19 protein-coding genes are annotated in these 20,485 nt (G+C 54.5%); 4 read left to right on the top strand and 15 right to left on the bottom strand.

Features of this window, described 5'->3' with window-relative positions; genetic code table 11:
- Positions 1 to 15: 15 nt before the first annotated feature.
- Both ACTF5M_RS07805 and ACTF5M_RS07800 read right to left on the bottom strand, forming a co-directional pair.
- On the bottom strand, positions 16 to 273 hold the full coding sequence (locus ACTF5M_RS07805) for a hypothetical protein (protein WP_438960472.1): 258 nt from the start codon (positions 271 to 273) through the stop codon (positions 16 to 18).
- Positions 274 to 294: 21 nt separating this feature from the next.
- Positions 295 to 594: a hypothetical protein gene (locus tag ACTF5M_RS07800; protein WP_438960471.1), complete on the bottom strand. Its 300-nt coding sequence runs from the start codon at positions 592 to 594 to the stop codon at positions 295 to 297.
- Between the two features lie 167 nt (positions 595 to 761).
- Here ACTF5M_RS07800 and ACTF5M_RS07795 point away from each other — a divergent pair, with 167 nt between their 5' ends.
- Positions 762 to 2,228: an NAD-dependent succinate-semialdehyde dehydrogenase gene (locus ACTF5M_RS07795; RefSeq protein WP_438960470.1), complete on the top strand. Its 1,467-nt coding sequence runs from the start codon at positions 762 to 764 to the stop codon at positions 2,226 to 2,228.
- A gap of 83 nt (positions 2,229 to 2,311) precedes the next feature.
- Here ACTF5M_RS07795 and ACTF5M_RS07790 read toward each other — a convergent pair whose 3' ends face one another.
- The 5 genes from ACTF5M_RS07790 to ACTF5M_RS07770 form a co-directional block, all read right to left on the bottom strand.
- Positions 2,312 to 2,779 carry an Hsp20 family protein gene (locus tag ACTF5M_RS07790; protein ID WP_438960469.1) on the bottom strand — a complete coding sequence of 156 codons (468 nt, stop codon included), beginning with the start codon at positions 2,777 to 2,779 and terminating at the stop codon, positions 2,312 to 2,314.
- 140 nt (positions 2,780 to 2,919) lie between these two features.
- Entirely contained in the window at positions 2,920 to 3,711 is a 792-nt protein-coding gene (locus ACTF5M_RS07785; protein WP_438960468.1) for a trypsin-like serine peptidase, read from the bottom strand.
- A gap of 70 nt (positions 3,712 to 3,781) precedes the next feature.
- A complete protein-coding gene (gene glcF / locus ACTF5M_RS07780) occupies positions 3,782 to 5,101 on the bottom strand; it encodes a glycolate oxidase subunit GlcF (protein WP_438960467.1) in 1,320 nt (439 codons plus the stop codon).
- 3 nt (positions 5,102 to 5,104) lie between these two features.
- Positions 5,105 to 6,208 (bottom strand): glycolate oxidase subunit GlcE, encoded by a 1,104-nt coding sequence (gene glcE / locus ACTF5M_RS07775; protein ID WP_438960466.1) that lies wholly within the window; start codon positions 6,206 to 6,208, stop codon positions 5,105 to 5,107.
- Between the two features lie 39 nt (positions 6,209 to 6,247).
- Positions 6,248 to 7,696: an FAD-linked oxidase C-terminal domain-containing protein gene (locus tag ACTF5M_RS07770; protein WP_438960465.1), complete on the bottom strand. Its 1,449-nt coding sequence runs from the start codon at positions 7,694 to 7,696 to the stop codon at positions 6,248 to 6,250.
- 107 nt (positions 7,697 to 7,803) lie between these two features.
- Between ACTF5M_RS07770 and ACTF5M_RS07765 the strand changes: the two genes are divergently transcribed.
- A complete protein-coding gene (locus ACTF5M_RS07765) occupies positions 7,804 to 8,214 on the top strand; it encodes a CopD family protein (RefSeq protein ID WP_438960464.1) in 411 nt (136 codons plus the stop codon).
- 11 nt (positions 8,215 to 8,225) lie between these two features.
- Here ACTF5M_RS07765 and ACTF5M_RS07760 read toward each other — a convergent pair whose 3' ends face one another.
- The 4 genes from ACTF5M_RS07760 to ACTF5M_RS07745 are packed head-to-tail and all read right to left on the bottom strand — an operon-like array spanning position 8,226 to position 14,951.
- Positions 8,226 to 10,295 carry a hypothetical protein gene (locus ACTF5M_RS07760; protein WP_438960489.1) on the bottom strand — a complete coding sequence of 690 codons (2,070 nt, stop codon included), beginning with the start codon at positions 10,293 to 10,295 and terminating at the stop codon, positions 8,226 to 8,228.
- Between the two features lies 1 nt (position 10,296).
- A complete protein-coding gene (locus tag ACTF5M_RS07755) occupies positions 10,297 to 13,074 on the bottom strand; it encodes a DUF4159 domain-containing protein (protein ID WP_438960463.1) in 2,778 nt (925 codons plus the stop codon).
- A complete protein-coding gene (locus ACTF5M_RS07750; RefSeq protein ID WP_438960488.1) occupies positions 13,075 to 13,947 on the bottom strand; it encodes a DUF58 domain-containing protein in 873 nt (290 codons plus the stop codon).
- A gap of 2 nt (positions 13,948 to 13,949) precedes the next feature.
- Positions 13,950 to 14,951, bottom strand: coding sequence for an AAA family ATPase (locus tag ACTF5M_RS07745; protein ID WP_438960462.1), 1,002 nt, complete (start codon positions 14,949 to 14,951; stop codon positions 13,950 to 13,952).
- 68 nt (positions 14,952 to 15,019) lie between these two features.
- Between ACTF5M_RS07745 and ACTF5M_RS07740 the strand changes: the two genes are divergently transcribed.
- Positions 15,020 to 15,598, top strand: a complete 579-nt coding sequence (locus ACTF5M_RS07740; protein WP_438960461.1) for a DUF1285 domain-containing protein — start codon at positions 15,020 to 15,022, stop codon at positions 15,596 to 15,598.
- Positions 15,599 to 15,604: 6 nt separating this feature from the next.
- Here the strand turns inward: ACTF5M_RS07740 and polA are convergent, their stop codons facing one another.
- Positions 15,605 to 18,397, bottom strand: coding sequence for a DNA polymerase I (polA, locus tag ACTF5M_RS07735; RefSeq protein WP_438960460.1), 2,793 nt, complete (start codon positions 18,395 to 18,397; stop codon positions 15,605 to 15,607).
- A 58-nt stretch (positions 18,398 to 18,455) separates the two neighbouring features.
- Positions 18,456 to 18,635, bottom strand: coding sequence for a zinc-finger domain-containing protein (locus ACTF5M_RS07730; protein WP_048599195.1), 180 nt, complete (start codon positions 18,633 to 18,635; stop codon positions 18,456 to 18,458).
- 87 nt (positions 18,636 to 18,722) lie between these two features.
- Here ACTF5M_RS07730 and ACTF5M_RS07725 point away from each other — a divergent pair, with 87 nt between their 5' ends.
- A complete protein-coding gene (locus ACTF5M_RS07725; RefSeq protein WP_438960459.1) occupies positions 18,723 to 19,640 on the top strand; it encodes an ABC transporter ATP-binding protein in 918 nt (305 codons plus the stop codon).
- Here the strand turns inward: ACTF5M_RS07725 and ACTF5M_RS07720 are convergent.
- Together ACTF5M_RS07720 and ACTF5M_RS07715 are read right to left on the bottom strand one after the other, a co-directional pair.
- Positions 19,637 to 20,017 carry an HIT domain-containing protein gene (locus ACTF5M_RS07720; RefSeq protein WP_438960458.1) on the bottom strand — a complete coding sequence of 127 codons (381 nt, stop codon included), beginning with the start codon at positions 20,015 to 20,017 and terminating at the stop codon, positions 19,637 to 19,639. The two genes, ACTF5M_RS07725 and ACTF5M_RS07720, sit on opposite strands and share 4 nt — an antisense overlap.
- Before the next feature lie 95 nt (positions 20,018 to 20,112).
- A partial coding sequence (locus ACTF5M_RS07715; RefSeq protein ID WP_438960457.1) for a DUF5928 domain-containing protein occupies positions 20,113 to 20,485 on the bottom strand: 373 nt, incomplete at its 5' end.

The raw sequence follows: 20,485 nt of genomic DNA, 5'->3' as shown, positions 1-20,485 counted from the left end.
CAGACAGGCTCTTTTCTACATAAAATTCTGGACGTAAATCAGCGTCGCACCAACACCAATTGGGACGATGTAGATCACCACGGCCAGCCACACCTTGAGCAACTTCATATAGCCGGTCATCTCTTCATTGATGAACGCATCGCGGTCACCTACGCGTAATTCAGAAGCCCATCTGGTGATCAGCCGCTCGCGGTGTGCTGTGCGAAAATACATCAACAGACACACATACAGCGCGGTCAGCACCAGAAGAAACAAGACTAAAATACGCCACATCGTTCAATCCGCCTTTTTCCGTTACCGCCGTTCGCGCAGCGCGCGTCCGAAATATGCGATTACGCCTACTGGTACCCAGATAATTGCAGCAGTGGCACTCAACAAGAGGACAACTTGAAGCTCATACAAAACCGCACCCTGCGTCCGCAATCCAAGGTAGGCCAGCGCAAGAAGCGTTTGCCACCCTAACATCCACAAAAGTGTGACACCCAATGTTCGCACAACACTGCGAAGTTGGGTGACATCGTCCGCAAGGTTTTTCCAACCGACATACGCCGCCAGAACGGCGACACCCAGCCAATACAGCACTCCCAAGCTCATTGCATGAGTACCTTGCGCACCAAGCCTGATGGCCTCACCCATCTCCAAAGATATCGCGCACTATTCGCCGTCATGCCTCTATACCTTCTTCACGCACGCCCGTGGTTGCTAGACAGGTTACGCGCGCCGTGTCATCAAACAAGAAAAACGAACGAGGAGTTTTCCCAATGGGGATACAAGACCTGATTTCACGCCTGAATGACACCGCTTTATTGCGGACCCAAGCCTATGTGAACGGCGAATGGGTGGATGGCGATGAAGGCACGTTTGATGTGACCGATCCTGCCACGGGTGATGTAGTGGCCCAAGTCGCAGATCTGTCACGCGCCCAAGTTGCAGCCGCAATTGAGCACGCACAAAGCGCACAAAAAGCATGGGCAAAACTGGCCGCCAAGGAACGCTCACAAGTTCTGCGGAAATGGTTTGATTTGATGATGGCCGCGCAAGAAGACCTCGCGATCATCCTTACCGCAGAAATGGGCAAACCACTTGCCGAAGCACGCGGAGAGATCGGATATGGCGCTTCATTTGTGGAATTCTTTGCAGAGCAAGCAAAGCGCATCTACGGTGAGACAATCCCCGGACACCAAGCGGACAAGCGCATCACAGTGATCAAACAACCCATCGGCGTTGCGGCATCGATCACCCCGTGGAACTTCCCCAATGCAATGATCACCCGCAAAGCGGCGCCCGCGTTGGCAGCAGGCTGCGCATTTGTGGCCCGCCCGTCCGAACTTACACCGCTTTCTGCCTTGGCTATCGGTGAATTGGCCGCCCGTGCCGGACTGCCTGCAGGGTTGTTCCAAGTGGTGACCACATCTGACGCCTCATCAACGGGCAAAGAGTTCTGCGAAAACCCGACCGTACGCAAATTGACATTCACCGGCTCAACGGCTGTGGGGCGCATTTTGCTGTCTCAAGCCGCCGATCAAGTGATGAAGTGCTCTATGGAGCTTGGTGGAAACGCACCGTTCATCGTATTTGATGACGCAGATTTGGATGAAGCTGTAATTGGCGCGATGGCGTGCAAATTCCGCAACAACGGCCAAACATGCGTCTGTGCAAACCGCATTTATGTGCAGGCCGGCGTCTATGACGCCTTCGCCCAGAAATTTGCAGCGGCAGTGGCGAAATTGAAAATCGGTAGTGGTTTTGACGGCGCAGACCTTGGCCCGCTGATTTCGGCCAAAGCGGTTGAAAAAGTCGAAGATCATATCGCCGATGCCACTTCTAAAGGCGCGTCAGTGCTGATGGGCGGCTCACGTGACAATACTGGCCCGCTGTTCTTTGCACCCACTATTTTGACCGACGTCACCCAAGAGATGAAAGTTAGCCAAGAAGAAACCTTTGGGCCGATGGCACCTTTATTCAAATTTGAGGACGAAGATGAGGTGATTGAGATGGCCAATGATACGATCTTTGGCCTTGCCTGCTACTTCTACGCCAAAGACCTGAGCCGTGTTTACAGAGTGGCAGAGGCGCTGGAGTACGGCATAGTCGGCATCAATACAGGCATCATCAGCACCGAGAACGCCCCTTTTGGCGGTATCAAGCAGTCGGGCCTTGGTCGCGAAGGAAGCCACCACGGCATCGAGGAATATCTTGAGCTGAAATACATGTGCATGTCCGTCTAACCGACGATACGACAGGAAAACGAAGGCGCGGCACATAGAAATGCTGCGCCTTTTTTGTTGTTCAGTGGGATTGATAGCGTGGTTTAATTTACAGCCTTCGCATCCACCATGTCAGACGCAACCGGCGATTGGCTTTGAATGGGGATTTGGCGCGGTTTCAAAGCTTCGGGGACTTCGCGCAGCAAATCAATGTGCAGCATACCATCCTTGTGGACCGCACCTGTTACACGAACGTGGTCTGCCAGATGGAACCGCCGCGAAAACGCGCGTGTCGCGATCCCGCGATGCAGATAGGTGCGCTTGGCGGTTTCTTGGGGTTTGCTGGCGGTGATGTGCAGAGCATTTTCCTTCACCTCGACCTCAAGATCATCTTCAGAAAAACCTGCGACAGCGATGGAAATACGGTATCCATCTTCGTCGGTTTTCTCGATGTTATAGGGTGGGTAGCTTTGTGTGCCTGCGTCATTCGTCATGACGCGGTCCATCAAATCAGCAATCTGATCAAAGCCAACGGTGGCGCGGTAAAGCGGTGACATATCAAGAGTTCGCATGGGTATCCTCCTAGAAGCGATAGATGTGCGGCCATCCCGATTGGGCATGGTCCAATAGTTCTACGGCCCCAGTACTGGCAACCGTGAAATTTAGTTGGGAACGGCTTTGCAGCGTTTCAAGCCCCTCACGTTGTGCGCAGCTAAGGTTTGATAAACTTCGCGCCAGTCTCGGACCGTTGACCACTTAAAATTGTTTTGCTGCGCGCGCCCGATTGCCCTTTCCAGTGCCCTTCGCCTGCGTTCAGACGGCTTGCAAGACCTTCCAGGTTTTGCTGCAGGTTCGCACCCAAAGAAACGCCCTGCCCATCCATTTCCGCCTTAGCAGACACAACAGAAACGATCTTTGCGATACCATTTTGAAACTGAAAAATCGGCGCTCCTGAACTGCCGAAATCCACCTCGCAGGAAAGCACAAGCGCACCGGCTTGCTTGCCCAAAACTGCACATACCTCTTGGATTGAGGCCGCACTTGCCCGGTCATGGGCGTATGAGACAACACCAACATTATCCCCACGCTTGGGCAAACGGTCCGTCAAAAAGGGTTTCACGCGTGTGTCACGGATCGGTCGCTCAAGTTCCAACAAAGCAATGTCCATGCGGATGCGCGTCGTAGGAGTGGCGTTGGAATAATCATACCCTTCGGCAACAACAGCGCGTGTGACCTGCCGGTAACTCTGCGCACGCCCATTGCGCAGCCCTGCCAAAAAACGGATCGTACGGTGATCAATCCGCGTGCCGCTGTCTTTATCGAACAAACAATGCGCAGCGGTCAGCACCACCTGCGGCGTAATAAGAGCACCAGTGCAAAAGCCCGTCCCAGAAATATCAAGCTGACCCACACCTTCAAAACCGCGGTTGTCGTCACCCGTTTGAAACTGGCTAAGCCGCGTGTCCTCCGCCAACGAAAACGTCGCTGAAAGGAAAAATGACACCAAGAGAAAGGCAAAGCGCATAGATTTTTCTACCAAAGTTTTGAGCGCACACTTTGGCCGCCTTTAGCCCTTAGCGCAAGATAGGAACCTGAGGCGCACTCGCGTCGCGTTCAAATGCAGGAGGCAAAGGGCCACCAGTTGCCCAATCCAACAGCTCAACTGTATGAACAATTGGCACACTCGCGGCAGAGCCAATTTGCATCATGCAGCCGATGTTACCAGCCGCAATCACATCAGGGTTCTTGGCCTCAAGCGTTCTTACTTTCCAGTCTTTAAGTTGTTTTGAAATGGCTGGCTGCATCAAATTGTAAGTCCCCGCGGACCCACAACACAGATGGCTATCCGCCGGTTCAACCACGTCAAAACCCGCATTTCGCAAAAGGGCTTTGGGAAACGTTTTAATCTGTTGGCCATGCTGCAATGAGCAAGCTGCATGATACGCAACAGTCATGCTTTGCTCAGGCAGCGTTGGCATCTCAAGTTTCATCAAAACCTCGGAGACATCCATCGCAAGGCCTGCAATTGTTTTGGCATCACTCGCAAGATCAGTGCCCTCAAACATATGGCCGTAATCTTTGATCGTAGTGCCACATCCACTTGTGCTGATGACAACGGCATCAAGACCGTCACCATTTACATGCTTCATCCACGCTTTGATGTTTGCACCCGCCGCCGAATGACTTTCAGACGTTTTGCCCATGTGATGGGTCAGCGCACCACAACAACCCGCACCCTCGGCCACAACAACCTCGCAACCAAGTCGGGTCAAAAGCCGGATAGTGGCGTCGTTAATATCAGTGTTGAGCGCCTTTTGCGCACAGCCTGTCATCAATGCTACACGCATTTTCTTTTTGGCTTTCGGCGCGAATGTCTGGGGATCATCATTGCGGCTAACAGGTGGTATTTTTTTGGGCGCCATCTCCAGCATCGCCCGAAGCCGCGCATCAGGCATCAACTTCGCGAACGGACGCCCCAATTTCGCACCCGCAAGTGCCCAACGAAAACGCATAGGATAAGGCAATATTTTCGATAGCACCCACCGCAACACGCGATCATCCCAACGGCGTTTATAATTCTGTTCGATGTACTCGCGCGCATGATCAACCAAATGCATATAATGCACACCGCTTGGACAGGTCGACATACATGCCAAACATGACAAGCACCGATCAACGTGCTTGACCGTATCTGGGTCAGGCGCACGATTATTTTCTAGCATATCTTTGATCAGATAAATCCGCCCACGAGGGCTGTCCAATTCATCCCCCAGAACCTGATACGTAGGGCACGTCGCAGTACAAAAGCCGCAGTGCACACAGGTTCGGAGTATCTTGTTTGAACGCGCCGTGGCCGGATCTAACAACTGCTCTTCGGTAAATTCAGTACGCATGGCCTACCCCATCAATCCTGTATTCAAAATGCCGCGTGGGTCAAATTTTGCCCGCAACGCGTCACTCAAGCGGCGCACGCCTGCATCTTCCGGATGGAACACAGGCAAGGATGCACGCGTTTGAGCAGAGGCGCGCACCAACGTGGCGTGACCCGAAATGCCCTGTAACGCGGTGCGCACGTCACGCCCCTCGGCAACTCGCAACCAAATCAAACCGCCGCCCCAATCCAATAAAGCTGCATCCGCACCAACAGCCTCCAAGACCGCAGGCGCGTCGGAAGGACGGACAGAAACACGCCAAACATCGCCTTCTTTACCGTGGAACACGGACACATCCCGAATGCCTTCCCACAGGGTCACGTCATCAGAAACGCTCATCTCACCAAAACCAGCCAGCACCTTTTTCAATTCACCAGCGCGATACGTCACGCTGTCTTCAAATCCTTCGATGCGCAGGTAAGCCTCGCGCAGCGCTGGATCATAGGCGGCGCCCGTAACTTCGTAAGGGCTACCCAGACCAGCGGACAGAGCCCCAACAGCGCGCAATGCGTCTACGTCATGCAAAATGGTCGTGGCTTGGGTCTGCGCAACGGGAAGTACCTTCAGAGATACCTCCGTCAGGACACCCAAAGTTCCAAAGCTACCTGACATCAATTTCACAAGATCATAACCTGTGACATTCTTCATTACGCGACCGCCATTTTTCAAAATGCGGCCAGCCCCATCAACCATACGCACGCCCAACATATGATCACGGCAGGCACCCACCGAAATGCGGCGCGGGCCACTTACGTTTGCAGCAACACAACCACCAATCGTCGATGTGCCAGATGTGCCAAGCAGGCCGCGGTGGTCCATCGGCTCAAATGCGAGGCGCTGATTTTCGGCGGCAACTGCCGCCTCAATCTCTGACAACGACGTTCCAGCTTTGGCCACAAGCGTTAGCGCACTGGGCTCATAAAGCGTGATGCCCGATATGCCAGCGGTCTCAACCAATTCACCTGCGACAGGCGCGCCAATATCGCGGGTGCCACCACCAACAATACGCAATGGACCGCGAGCAGCCGCAATATTTTCGGCAAAGGCCGCTTCAGTTTCAGGTCTCATGATAACTTCTTTTGTTTCTAAATATCCAAAAAGAGGCGCTTATTCCGCCGCGATATTACTCACGCGGCGCGCATCAGATGAGGCAAGCGGGAACACTTTTGCAGGGTTCAAGAGCCACTTAGGGTCAAACACATCTTTGACTGACATCTGAATATCCAGATCATCAGGGGCATATTGGTCAACCATCAAATCGCGCTTCTCAATGCCGACACCATGCTCACCCGTCAGGCACCCACCCACTTCTACACACAGACGCAAAATGTCCGCGCCCATTTGCTCGCACAGCTCCAAATCACCGTCTTTATTCGCATTATAAAGGATCAGCGGGTGCATATTGCCGTCGCCTGCATGGAACACATTACCAACCTGCAGACCATATTGCTCTGACAACTCACCAATCCGACCAAGCACTTGGGGCAGCGCAGAAACAGGGATCGTTCCATCAAGACACATGTAATCGCTAATCTGGCCAATCGCGCCAAACGCAGATTTTCTACCCAACCAAATCGCGGCACTTTCTTCGGAGCTTTTGCTTTGGCGCACCTCAATTGGATCGTGCTTAGCTGCAATCTGGGCAATCAGATCAAGCTGCATATCAATCTCGGCGTCAGACCCTTCGACTTCAATGATCAACAGCGCATTACAATCTGGGTAGCCAGCTTGGGCAAAATTTTCAGTTGTCTCAATGCAAAGCCGGTCCATAAATTCAATCGCCACTGGCAGAACGCCCGCCTTGATAATGTCCGCAACACAGGCGCCCGCGACCTCATTATCATTAAAGGCCACCAACACCGGGCGCGCGCCTTCGGGTTTACGCAAAATCCGCAAGGTCGCTTCGGTGACAACGCCAAGCTGGCCTTCCGACCCACAAATAAGTCCAAGCAGATCAAGCCCTGGAGCGCCCAGATGCGCGCCACCGATCTCGAGGATTTCACCCTCCATCGTGACCATCTTGACGCCCATCAAATTGTTGGTTGTCACACCGTATTTCAGACAATGCGCACCGCCCGAGTTCATAGCGATGTTACCAGCAATCGCGCATGCAAGCTGGCTGGAGGGATCAGGTGCGTAAAAGAAGTCGTTCTCTTCAACGGCGCCTGTCACACTCAAATTCGTACGGCCAGATTGGACCCGGACGTAGCGGTCATCGTAGTTCGTCTCAAGAACTTCATTCATGCGCGACACCCCAAGGATCACACAATCAGCGGTGGGCAGAGCACCGCCAGCAAGCGACGTGCCAGAGCCGCGCGGCACCACGGGGACGTCTTCTTCATGGCAAATTTTCAAAACAGCGGCGACTTGTTCGGTTGTGCTTGGCAATACGGCGGCAAGCGGTGGGCACTTGTATGCGGTGAGCGCATCGCATTCATACGCCTTCACCTCGCGCTCTTCATGGATAACCGCATCAGAGGGCAAAACCTCACTCAACCGACGCACAACAGCTGCTTTTTTAGACAACACAGCAGTATTCGGGACAGGCATTTCCATGATAAACGCTCCAGCTTGATACGATTGGTAAGAGAATATAACCAATTTCAAGCTGACGCAAGGATTCCCATCTTGCAAAACGCCGCAGCAAGGTTCACCCAAGGCGTATGGATTGGATCAAAATTATACATATTCTGTGCGTAATGGGCTGGATGACGTCCATCTTCGCCGTTCCCCGTGCGCTGATCTATTGGAAGCGCGACTTTGATAAACACAGTGTTAACGGCGATTTAGGCGATCTGACGTACCGACTATATCGTTTTTCCGCAGGCCTTGCAGTGATCGCAATCTTCACTGGTATCTGGCTGGCAAGCCTTTGGGGATTCCCGCAATGGGCTTGGTGGAAACTGGTTGTTGTGGCGTGCCTAGCTGGCCATTACATTTATACTGGCAAGATGGTTTCAGACGCCCAGCAGGGCCAATTCCCACGTTCTGACCGCTGGCTAAGAGTTTTCAATGAAGTGAGCGTCTTTGGCGCGATTGGTGTTTTGTGGCTGGTCGTGGTCAAACCTTTCTAGGCGCTGCAACTTTAGGCGCGCCGTCCTTCACGCAACCACGCCGCAATACTTATTCCTGCCGCAAGAAGCAAAAACAGCCACGTAGGAACCAGCGACGTTAGAACCACATCTGTCGTTTGATACGCCTCTCGCGGCGTTAGACCGATCCACCCCCGACCTGACGCAGGCCGCCCCACACGAACATCGCGGAGGCGCGGCACACCATCGACTATAGGGACAATACCGCCCTGCGTTTTCTCCACGGCGGGGGCCAATAAGTCAGGCGTGGCAATAGTATCAGCAAACTCTCGCGGCGCGGCGGGGCCAATCGCTTTCACCGCTTCAATTATACCGTCACTCAGGCGATAAAGACCCATGTCACCCGCCTCAAGCACCGCCTCAAATTGCCCGGATGCAACCTCGCTCAGAGTAATCGTTTGCTCCGCACCATCGGGCGTCGTCACAACCACATCGGACACGTCATCAGACAAAGTACGCCGCGTGATAACAAGTGTATCTCCATCTTGTTCGGCGGTCAGTGTTTCTTCCTCAAGCTCGGGCTCTTTCATCATCCAATGCGCAAGGCGGCGCAACAGTTCAAGCTGCGGACCACCACCTTCAAAACCACGATCCCAAAGCCATGCCTGATCTGATGCAAGCTCCGCTACACGCCCATCACCCGCGCGGTCTAACACCAGAAGTGGCTGATCATCCACGCCCGTCATCACAACTTGCCCCCGCTCAACCTCAACCTCTATCTGTCGTAACCAACGCCCCCAAGTAGGTGGCTGCTCGCCTTTATTTGCACCGGTTAGTCCACGGGTAACCGGATGCTTTGCACCAAGCTCAGACACCTTCGGCAAATACCCCTGTTCAATCACCCGCGCCGTGGGGCGCGCAGGCAAAACATCGGCCAGCGGAGAGCGGTAAATGGAATCTGCTGAAGCAAAGTCAGGACCCGCTGCAATCAAAACCGCACCGCCCTGCTCAACGTAGGTGCGGATGCTATCGATATAGGCCGTAGGCAAAATGCCCCGCCGTTTGTAGCGATCAAAGATAATCAGATCGAACTCATCGATCTTTTCCAAGAAAAGCTCGCGCGTCGGGAAAGCAATCAACGACAGCTCATCAATGGGTACGCCGTCTTGCTTTTCAGGGGGACGAAGAATTGTGAAGTGAACCAAATCCACGCTGCTGTCGGACTTCAAAAGGTTGCGCCAAGTCCGCTCGCCGGCGTGGGGTTCTCCGCTGACCAACAACACGCGCAAACGGTCCCGCACGCCATTGATCTGAACGACAGCTGCGTTGTTGCGGGTTGTTAGCTCTCCATCCAATTCCGGCGTTGAAAACTGCAGCACATTCATGCCCCCGTGGGGAAGCGTCACGGGCAGTTGGAGATCTTCACCCACCGGCACCTCAAAGCGACGGGGTGCGCCACCGTCGATCGCAATGTTCAAAACCGCCCGACCGTTGACCAACGTACTCGGAACAGCACCCACATCATCCAAACGCAGACCCAGCAAAACCTCTTCGCCCACAATCGCGAAAGCAGGCGCGTCTTGAACCGTCAGCTTCCTATCCCAATCTTGGGCGCGTCCTGTCAAAAGGACATGAAAAGGTGCCGCAAAATCTGGCGTCACAGACAGATCATGAACCACACCATCTGTAATCGCCACAGTTCCAGCAACACGTGCACGAGGCTCTTCAGCGAGGATTTGCGACAAGCTGCTCATCAATCTTGTACCCTGATCATCGGGACTGTCTGGCACCTCAATGACGCGTAAGTCCGTGTTTGGCCGTGCCTCCACAGCCGTCACAAGTGCATCAAATGCCTGCGTCGCTTGTATAGAACGATCAGCAATATCTTGGCTGGCAGACTGATCAAGCGCAACGATCACAATGTCATTCAACGGCTCACGGGTTTCATGCTGAAGCGAAGGATTGGCCAGTGCTGACAACAGGCAAGCCGCAGCCAAGGCCCGCAACCAAACACCCGACAGCCCGCGCCACAACGCGAACGCCAATAACAGGGCACATATCGCAACCGCCAACAAAATGACGGGCAACGGTACCAACGAATTGATCAACACCTCATTCATCACGTCACTGCCCCAACCGTTCAAGCAAGGCGGGAACATGCACTTGGTCCGCCTTATAATTGCCCGTCAGAACATACATAATAAGGTTCACCCCAAACCGGTAAGCAATCTCGCGCTGCCGTTCCCCTGCACGGCCACGACCGATTGGCGCCATGGGTCCACCAGATGGACTTACACCCCACGCCGCCGCCCAGTCATTGCCGCCGATCACCACGGGGCTCACACCGTCATTGCGGTTTTGGGCGAGCAAATCAGTACCGTCGCCGACATCATTGCGCGACACCTCCACCCACACATCACGGCTGGTATGACGTCCAGGAAAATCCTGCAGCAGATAAAACGACCGGGTAAGAACGTGCCCGCGCGGAAGCGGCTCCAGTGCTGGAATATCAAGCGGTGCCGCAATCAACTGCAGGCGTTTTCCTTCCGGGCTGTTTGCACCCAACGAGGCTGTGCTACCGTCCCGCGTGTCAAAAAGGATCATCCCGCCAGTGCGCAAATAATTGTTCAGCTTGGCAAAAGCATCCGCCGACGGCAGAGGTTGATTTGCGGTTATAGGCCAGTACAGAAACGGGAAAAACGCCAGTTCATCAGTTTCCAAATCAATGGATGTCGGCACCGTTGGCTCCACCGATGTGCGCCGAAAAAGCACGTCCGAAAGCCCGCGCAGACCCGCAAGCGCCATTTCATCCACACGCGCATCACCCGTTACAACATGAGCAAGCGAGACTTCTGCCGTCGCCTCAATTGCGCGGATATCATCAGATTGCGCCCCCTGTGCATAGGCCGGATCGATACTCAAGATCGGCAAAAGAGCACCAAGGAAAACCGCCGCGACGCTAGGCCCCAAAAGACGACCAGCAAGCCAAAGTGATGCGATAATGTCGACCGACAGAAACGCCAAAGCGGCGCTCAAAAGCCACCCTTTCAGCGGCTGCTCTGCAGGCAGGCTAAGCCCCTCAATCACGACACTGCCTGGCCAATCAGGCGCCGCAAAACGCGCACCACTGCCTAGCACATTGAGCGCCAGACTGCGTGCATCGCTGGTGTAAATCCCGGCACGCACTTGATCATTCACACCGCTATCAGTGAGGGCTAATTCAAGTTGCTCGCCGCTTAGGCCCGCTTGCGTGTTCACTGCGTCAAGCCGCCCATCCACGCCAAGTTCAGCCGTTAACTGCCAAGTGGTTCCCCGCAAATCACCGGCCGCATCCCCTTGTCCGCGTGCGCTGATTGAAAGCCGTTCTAACATCTGCACAAACAAGCCCGATAACGGAAGATTAGACCACTCGGCGTTTGCAGTGATGTGAAACAAGACAACCTGTCCCTGTCCAAGTGCCTTGCGTGTGACCAGTGGCGTACCATCGCTCAGTTCAGCCAGAACACGCTGTGCCAAATCCGGATCAGGCTCTGCAACAAGCTGGCTGTTGACTGCGACATCCGCAGGAACATCGAGGCCATAAAACGGGGTATCAGCAGCAAATGGCGCAAGCGATTTCGGCTCGCCCCATGACATCGCACCGCCAACCGAACGCCCGCCAGACCGCAAGCGCACAGGCATAAGCGGGTCTTGTCTGCCTCGCGCCACATCACTGGCCGCAAGGCGCGGCCCAGAAAATCGCAACAGCAGCCCGCCGCTTTCAACCCAATCGGTCAATCCCTGCGTCTCTGCTTGGGTTAAATTTGCCACATCCGCCAAAACAATCACATCAGGATTAGCCAACAGCGAATCTGGCAACGCGCCTTGAATAAGGTCCGCAGTCGGACGAAGCGCGCGCTCCAAATAATAAAGCTGGGACAGCAGTTGTGCGCCCTCACCGGCGCTGCGCCCGTCAATCAACGCAATTTCGCGCCGCCTTAGCCCGTCATCAGAAAGAGTGACCGCACCAGCGGTTGCGACGCCTTCAATTTCAAAGCGGCTCACACGATTACGCAGCTCAGCCGGTAGGACTATCTCTACCTGCGCGCTCAAGTCTGAGGCCGCAAAGGAGAGAGGCACCTGCGTTAGGACGCGCTCAATGCCTGCGGGATCACGACCAACCGCATTTACGATTATGTCTTTTGCTATGCCGGATCTGTTGCGTAGCGCTTCAACTATGACAACGCCATCTTGCAAAACCGCGGGCGTGAGGCCGAAAATCGGACCACTTTCCTCAAATATTATGACTTCTGACTTAGCCTGAAGTGCTGCAAGTAAAGGCAACCGCCCCTCACGCGCCAAGCCGTCACTCATCCACAAAACTTGCGCACCGTCAGGCACATCTGCCACCCAATCAGGACCGCTTGTCGCCGCCCAAGGTTGGGGGCCCAGCCTCGCAAGACGACTGCGCCAAACATCCGCCGCTGCGAACTCAAGACCAGGCACAGGGTCAGTCAGACGAACCACTGCAGCGCGCCGACCTTGGCGGGCAGCTGCTTCCAGCGCGCTGCCAATTCTGTCCAGTTGCGCTGGCCAATTTTGTGCGCTCGCCCAAGTGCCATCAATGACAATGACTAAAGGTCCCTTAGTATTTTGCGTATCCGCTGAAGGGTTCAAAACGGGGCCAGCAAACCCAATGATTATCGCCGCAACGGCCAACATCCGAAGCAACAGCAACCACCATGGCATTTTGTCGGCCTCAACCTCTGCATCCTTAAGCCCAAGTAGAAGTGACACTGCAGGAAACCGCCGTTTGATTGGCGCAGGCGGCACAGCGCGCAGTAAAAACCATAGAACCGGCAGAGCCAACAAACCCAGCAAAAGCCATGGCGCACCGAATGCGATGTTGGACATAGCCAGCATCTAAGTCCTACCCAAGGCTTGGTAGGCCCAAAGCAACGCCTGTTGCGGCGACTGATCCGTGTGGTGCGTGTGAAACTGCCAGCCAGTCGCTTTTGCCAATCCCGAAAGGGCTACTTTGCGCGCAGCCAGTCGTTCTAGATAGCGGTCCCTCAGGTCACCCGCCCGCTTGGTTTCGTGGCGTAGCACACCGGTGATGCTCTCAAAAATAGTGCGCCCCTTGAAGGGAAAGACCTCTTCTTGCGGGTCCAGCGTTTGGATCAAAACACCGCGTACCCCGCGTGAAGCAGCTTCAGAAACAGCTGCTTCAATCGCAGCGAAATCGCCCAGGAAATCACTTATGAAAACAGCCGTCGAGTACGCTGCCAAATAGCGCGCATCAGGCGCAGAAAAATCCACATCAATTTCGGCCTTCGACAGTGCCGCAGCAATACGCGTCAACTGCCCCATCCCGGCGCGCGGAACAGTCTCACCATCAGCCAGCCCAACCCGTTCTCCGCCGCGCAACATAATTATCGCCAAGGCAAGCCCCAAAAGCTGTGCTCGTTCTGATTTGGTTGGATTACCTTTGCTTGCAAAGCGCATGGAAGCTGCAGGATCGACCCACATCGAAACACTCTGCGCCGTTTGCCATTCCAACTCGCGCACAAACCGCGTGTCGGGGGATTTTGCCGAACGTCGCCAGTCAATCATGCGCGGTTCATCTCCGGCGCGGTGGTGGCGATATTGCCAAAACTCCTCGCCCATCCCGGCCCTCCGCCGTCCATGCACGCCCATCATCACCGTTGAGGCCAGCTGCTCTGCTGCCACCTGCAACGCGGGCAGCTTGCTTGCCTCGGTCTCGGCGCCTAGCCGTGTGGAGAGAGCAGATGCCACCATTACGCGGCCTTTGATCCCGCACCCAAATCCTCAGCGACGGATGAGATCAGAACCTCAAGATCTACACCTTGGGCGCGCGCCGCGAATGACAGCGCCATACGGTGCTTAATTACCGGCACGGCCATGGCGGCCACGTCTTCAAGGGAAGGCGCTAAGCGACCCTCAAGCAGCGCTCGTGCCCGAACGGTCAACATCAAGGCCTGTGCAGCACGCGGACCCGGCCCCCATGCAACGGCTTCGCGGACTTCTTTTGAGGCTACAGCTTCGTCAGGTCGGCACGCACGCACCAAATCCAAAATCGCATCAACCACCGTATCGCCCACGGGCATTCTACGTACGAGCTGTTGGGCACCGCGTAACTCTGTGGCGTCAAAAACCTGCTCAGACACCGCATCTTCAGCGCCCGTTGTCGCCAACAGGATGTCACGTTCCGTGCTGCGATCGGGGTTTTTCACATCGATTTGAACCAAAAAACGGTCCAGTTGGGCTTCGGGCAACGGGTACGTACCCTCCTGCTCAATGGGGTTTTGCGTGGCCAACACATGGAACGGATCACCCAAAGCGCGCTGTTCACCAGCCACGCTGACTTCACGTTCTTGCATGGCTTGCAGCAATGCCGATTGGGTGCGTGGGCTGGCGCGATTGATCTCATCCGCCATCAAAAGCTGGCAAAAAATGGGGCCTTCGATGAAGCGGAAAGCGCGCTTTCCATCAACATCATCAAGAATTTCGGATCCAATGATATCGGCGGGCATCAGATCGGGTGTGAATTGCACACGGCGCTGATCAAGCCCCATTACTGTGCCCAGCGTATCAACAAGCCGCGTTTTGCCCAATCCCGGCAAACCAACCAACAGACCATGACCACCCGATAGTAGCGCCGCGAGACATAGTTCAACCACACGTTCTTGGCCGATAAACCGTTTGGTAATGCTCGTTTTGGCCGCCGCCAGTTTTACGCCCAGCGCATCTATTTGCGCCACCATTTCTACTTCGGCCATGACAAATCCCCCCAACCGCATATATCGTTATCAAACCATGTAAAACGCAAAGGGCAAATGACAAAACAATGAGCGATCACATCAATGTGCCCCCGTCCGCGGAAGGCATCGCCGCATCCGCCCAAGCCGCGCAAAAAGGCAAAGGTTTGCCGCCCGTTCATCTGTGGAATCCGCCTTTTTGTGGCGATTTAGACATGGAAATAAAACGCGATGGCACATGGTTTTATCAAGGCACACCCATCGGCAGGCAACCGCTCGTGCGGCTGTTTTCAACGATTTTGAAACGCGAGGGCGACAAATACTTTTTGGTCACACCGGTTGAGAAAGTAGGCCTTCGGGTGGTGGACGCGCCGTTTGTGGCTATTGATTTTGATGAAACGCCACGCGGGCTGACATTTCACACGAACGTAGGTGATGTGGTCGTAGCTGGCCCAGATCATCCCATTCGCGTCACTTACAGCGATGCAGGCGAACCCTCACCCTACATTTTGGTACGTAGCAATCTTGAGGCGTTGATTGATCGCAAGTCATTTTACCGGCTTGCTGATATCGGGCACCACCAAGACCACGACGGCGCAAAATGGTTTGGTGTCACCTCTCAGGGAAGTTTCTTTCCGCTCATCCGCTCGGCTGATTTGGAGGCCTGAGCCGCGCTAGTGCGCCTCAGCCCAATTCGCCCCGCGCCCCGCATCCACAATCAGCGGCACATCAAGATGTACCGCTGGGCTAGCCGCGTTCTCCATCACCTCTTTGGCCACAGCCGTTAGTGCGTCAGCGGCATCCGCATCTACTTCGAACAACAGTTCGTCATGTACCTGCAAAAGCATCTTGGCAGGTAAATCAGCAATGGCCTCGGGCATACGGATCATCGCACGACGGATAACATCAGCCGCGGTGCCCTGAATGGGAGCGTTGATGGCGGCGCGTTGCGCAAAGCCAGCCCGTGGACCTTTGGCGGCAATCTCTGGCGTGTTGATCTTGCGCCCAAAAAGCGTCTCAACGTAGAGGTGCTCTTTTGCAAAGGCTTTCGTCTCAGTCATGTAATCTTTGATGCCAGGGAACCGTTCAAAATAGCGGTCAATAAAACCCTGCGCCTCGGCACGCGGAATGCGCAAGTTACGCGCAAGACCAAAGCCGCTGATGCCGTAGATCACCCCGAAATTGATGGCCTTCGCTTGGCGGCGCACGTCGGGTGTCATCTCATCAAGGGGGACGTTGAACATCTCGGATGCGGTGAGCGCGTGAATGTCCAACCCGTCTTTGAACGCCTGTTTTAGCTCCGAAATATCAGCCATATGCGCCAAGATCCGCAGCTCAATCTGACTATAATCTAGCGCCACAAGGACTTTGCCTTCAGGGGCTACGAACGCCTCACGAATGCGGCGACCCTCTTCGGAACGAATTGGAATATTTTGCAAATTCGGATCCGTAGACGCAAGGCGACCAGTATTGGCACCAGCGATAGAATAGCTTGTATGAACGCGGCCCGTGTGCGGATTGATATGATCTTGCAGCGCATCTGTGTAGGTCGATTTCAGCTTACTCAACTGCCGCCAATCCAAAACACGGGCCGGCAGATCATGCTCGGTTGCGAGGTCCTCAAGCACTTCGGCACCCGTTGCATACGCACCGGTTTTGCCCTTCTTGCCACCCTCGATACCCATCTCATCAAATAGGATTTCCCCAAGTTGTTTAGGAGAGCCTACGTTAAAGCTACGTCCTGCCAGCTTGTGGATTTCATCCTCAAGCCCTGCCATTTTCTGGGCAAAGGCGTTTGACATCCGGCTCAGAGTATCGCGGTCAACTTGCACACCCGTCCGCTCCATCTGGGCCAAGACAGGCACCAAAGGACGTTCAAGCGTTTCATAAACTTTGGTGACTTGGCTGCGGTGCAACCGTGGCTTGAAGTACTGCCACAAGCGAAGCGTGATATCCGCATCCTCTGCGGCGTAAGGTACCGCCTCCTCAACAGGGACGCGATCAAAGGTGCGCGCAGATTTACCCGCACCCAAAAGCGGCTTGATCGGGATTGGTGTATGGCTCAAATACCGATCCGACAGCGCATCCATACCGTGGTTATGCAAACCGGCGTTCATTGCATAAGACATCAACATCGTGTCATCAATCGGGTGCACAGCGATGCCTTCATTCGCAAAAATCTTAGCATCATATTTCATGTTCTGGCCGATTTTCACGATGCTCGGGTCTTCCAGCATTGGCTTGAGCATACTCAGGCAAGTGGCAAAATCCAATTGCCCCTCGGCCAGCGTATCATCCCCGAATAAATCATCCGCATCGCCACCTTTATGGGTCAGCGGAATATAGCAGGCCTTGCCCGCATCCACGCATAAAGAAACACCCACCAGATCGGCGATCATCTCATTCAGGCCCGTTGTCTCCGTATCCACCGCCACATAGCCGCGGGCATAAATACGGTCGATCCACAACTGAAGGGCCTCTGGGGTTTTCACCCATTCATAAGCGGCAGCGTCGAAAGGCACCGCTTCAGCTTCGGGCGCGTCTGCACTGGCAGCAGGCGTATCTTCAATGGTCGGAGCCTCTGCACCCAAAGTATCAGCAATGCGCCGCGTCAGGGTGCGGAACTCCATCTCAGCCAAGAAGGCCAGAAGCTTTTCCGGGTCGGGATCGCGAACTTCCAAATCATCAAGGCCGTAATCTAACGGCGTCTGATCATCGAGGGTCACGAGACGTTTTGAGAGTTCAATCTGTTCGCGGTGATTTATCAGCGTTTCACGGCGTTTGGGCTGCTTAATCTCGGACGCGCGGTCCAGCAAAGTCTCCAGATCGCCATACTCGTTGATCAACAACGCAGCAGTTTTTACGCCGATACCCGGCGCGCCCGGCACATTATCAACGCTATCGCCTGCAAGCGCCTGCACATCCACAACACGCTCAGGGCCAACACCAAACTTGGCCTCAACTCCTTCGCTATCAATCAGGTTGTTTTTCATGGCGTCAAACATCTCAACACCGCCACCGACAAGTTGCATCAGATCTTTATCGCTTGAAATGATCGTGCAGCGCCCTCCAGCTTCACGCGCCATACGCGCAAGCGTTGCAATGATATCGTCCGCCTCATAGCCAGCCTGCTCTTTGCACGCGATGTTAAAGGCTTCGGTCGCTTTGCGGGTTAGCGGAATTTGTGGGCGTAGGTCTTCGGGCATCGCATCGCGGTTAGCCTTGTAAAAATCATACATATCATTGCGAAACGTATGGCTGCCCTTGTCAAAGATAACAGCCAAATGGGTCACGTCATTACCCGTGTTGCCCTCAACGTACCGCTGCAACATGTTGCAAAAGCCCGAGACCGCACCAATCGGCAGCCCGTCTGACTTGCGGGTCAGCGGTGGCAACGCGTGATAGGCACGGAAGATAAATGCTGATCCGTCGATAAGGTGCAGATGGCAGCCGGGTCCAAAAGTCATAGGGGTCGCTCCAGATTAAGTAAGCGCCACCAAAAGATCACAGCGCCGCAGCGGTGGTTTACGCTTTGTCTTGGTGATCCTGATGGATCATTTTGCAGTCGCAGTAGGGGCATTCAACCCAACCATGCTCTTGCGGGATTTGCAGCCAAACGCGAGGGTGACCAAGCGCGCCTTCACCGCCATCACAGGCCACGCGGTATTGCTCGACGATACGTGTTTCAGGGGCTTGTGTTGCCATGATGCAATGTCCTTGGTTGTCGCGGGGCGTCGCCCGCTCTAAGTCTGGCCCTAAGATATACATGACACGCGCAGGGGCAAGACCGACATGGACCAATCCGCCATAGAAATCACCGGACTGCGCAAGACCTATGCCAGCGGGCATGAGGCCTTGAAAGGCATCGACCTGACCATCCCTAAAGGCTCCATCTTTGGGCTTTTGGGGCCAAACGGTGCTGGCAAGTCGACTCTGATCAATATTCTGGCGGGCTTGGTGCTTAAATCATCAGGTAACGTAAAGATTTGGGGGTTTGATCAGGACATCAACCCGAGGCAATCGCGCGCCAGCATTGGTGTGATGCCCCAAGAGCTTAACCTCGATCCGTTCTTTACACCGCGCGGCGCAATGGAGATGCAGGCAGGGCTTTACGGCGTCCCAAAAGCCAAGCGGCGCACGGACCAGATCCTTGATATCATCGGCCTTGCAGACAAAGGCGATGCCTATGCGCGCTCGCTTTCTGGTGGCATGCGCCGACGGCTGTTGCTTGGCAAAGCGTTGGTTCACGCGCCCAACGTGTTGGTTCTGGACGAGCCAACCGCAGGCGTTGATATTGAACTGCGCAATATGCTTTGGGAAAATGTGCGTAAACTGAACGAACAGGGCATGACGATTATCCTGACCACGCACTACCTCGAAGAAGCTGAAGAAATGTGTGACGAAATCGCCATCATCAACCACGGCGAGAAAGTTGCGCAGGACACTACGCAAAACCTATTGGGACGGGTCGATGCAAAAACGCTTTTGATCACACCGTCTGAGGGTGATCCAAGTACGATTGACCTGCCACAGGGCGTGGATATGAGCGTACGCAACGGCAACCAGATCGCGTTCAGTTACAACCGCAAAACCACACCAGCGGATGCAGTCCTTGATGCGGTGCGCGCGGCGGGCGTCAAAATCGCAGACGTGCGCACCGAAGAAGCGGACCTAGAGGAAGTGTTTCTGGCCCTCACCAAGTGCGCTTAGACTTGCGGTAAAAGTCCGCCAAGCCCGCGCCCTGCAACCACATGAACGTGCATGTGCGGGACTTCTTGATTGCCGTCCTGCCCCGCATTTGAAACTAAACGGTAGCCAGAACCAGCTGAGCCAGGGCACACACCCAATGCATGGCACACATCAGCAACCGCACGTGTGAAATCAACGATTTCAGCATCTGACGCCTCAGACGCAAAATGATCGTAAGTCACATAAGCCCCTTTGGGGATAATCAGCACGTGCTCAGGGGCTTGGGGCGCAACATCCCGAAAAGCCAAGGTATGTTCGGTCTCATGGACAGTTGTGTTCGGGATTTCTCCGCGCAAAATCTTAGCGAAGATATTTTGATCGTCATACACATAAGCCATTGGTGCACCTCATTGTTTGCCAGTCTAAGCCGCGACCTAATCAACGAACAAATGTTCAGTTTCGGCAATTCTCGCAGCGTCAGCCACAGGTATACCTAAGAACGCTGCAAGCGCATCCGCATTTTCTGCGTTGACTGGTCTTCGGCAAACTTGAAATGATTGGGATAGCCGCGGTCGTCGATCTGTTCGTTTTCAAACGTCACATCATAGCGGATCGTAAGTAACAGAGTTTTCATCGTGTCATCAGAGGTATCCGCACCCGCAAGCACTACGCGCTGCGCGTGACCACGCAGATAATCATCACTAAATTCACACTCCAACTCAAGTAGCTTTGTGGTGCTTCGATCGGCATAAAAGTCATCCAGCAACTCAATGCTAGCAGGGTCGAGGCAGACAGCCAGCCCCTGATTGAGGCGAACGCAAAGGCCCACAAAAGCTATGCGTTTACCTGCGTGCGCAATCCCTACA

Source organism: Nereida sp. (genome assembly GCF_965655635.1).
Classification (GTDB): Bacteria; Pseudomonadota; Alphaproteobacteria; order Rhodobacterales; family Rhodobacteraceae; genus Nereida.
The sequence above is the reverse complement of the archived record's forward strand: the minus strand, read 5'-3'. Positions and strand labels throughout refer to the sequence as shown.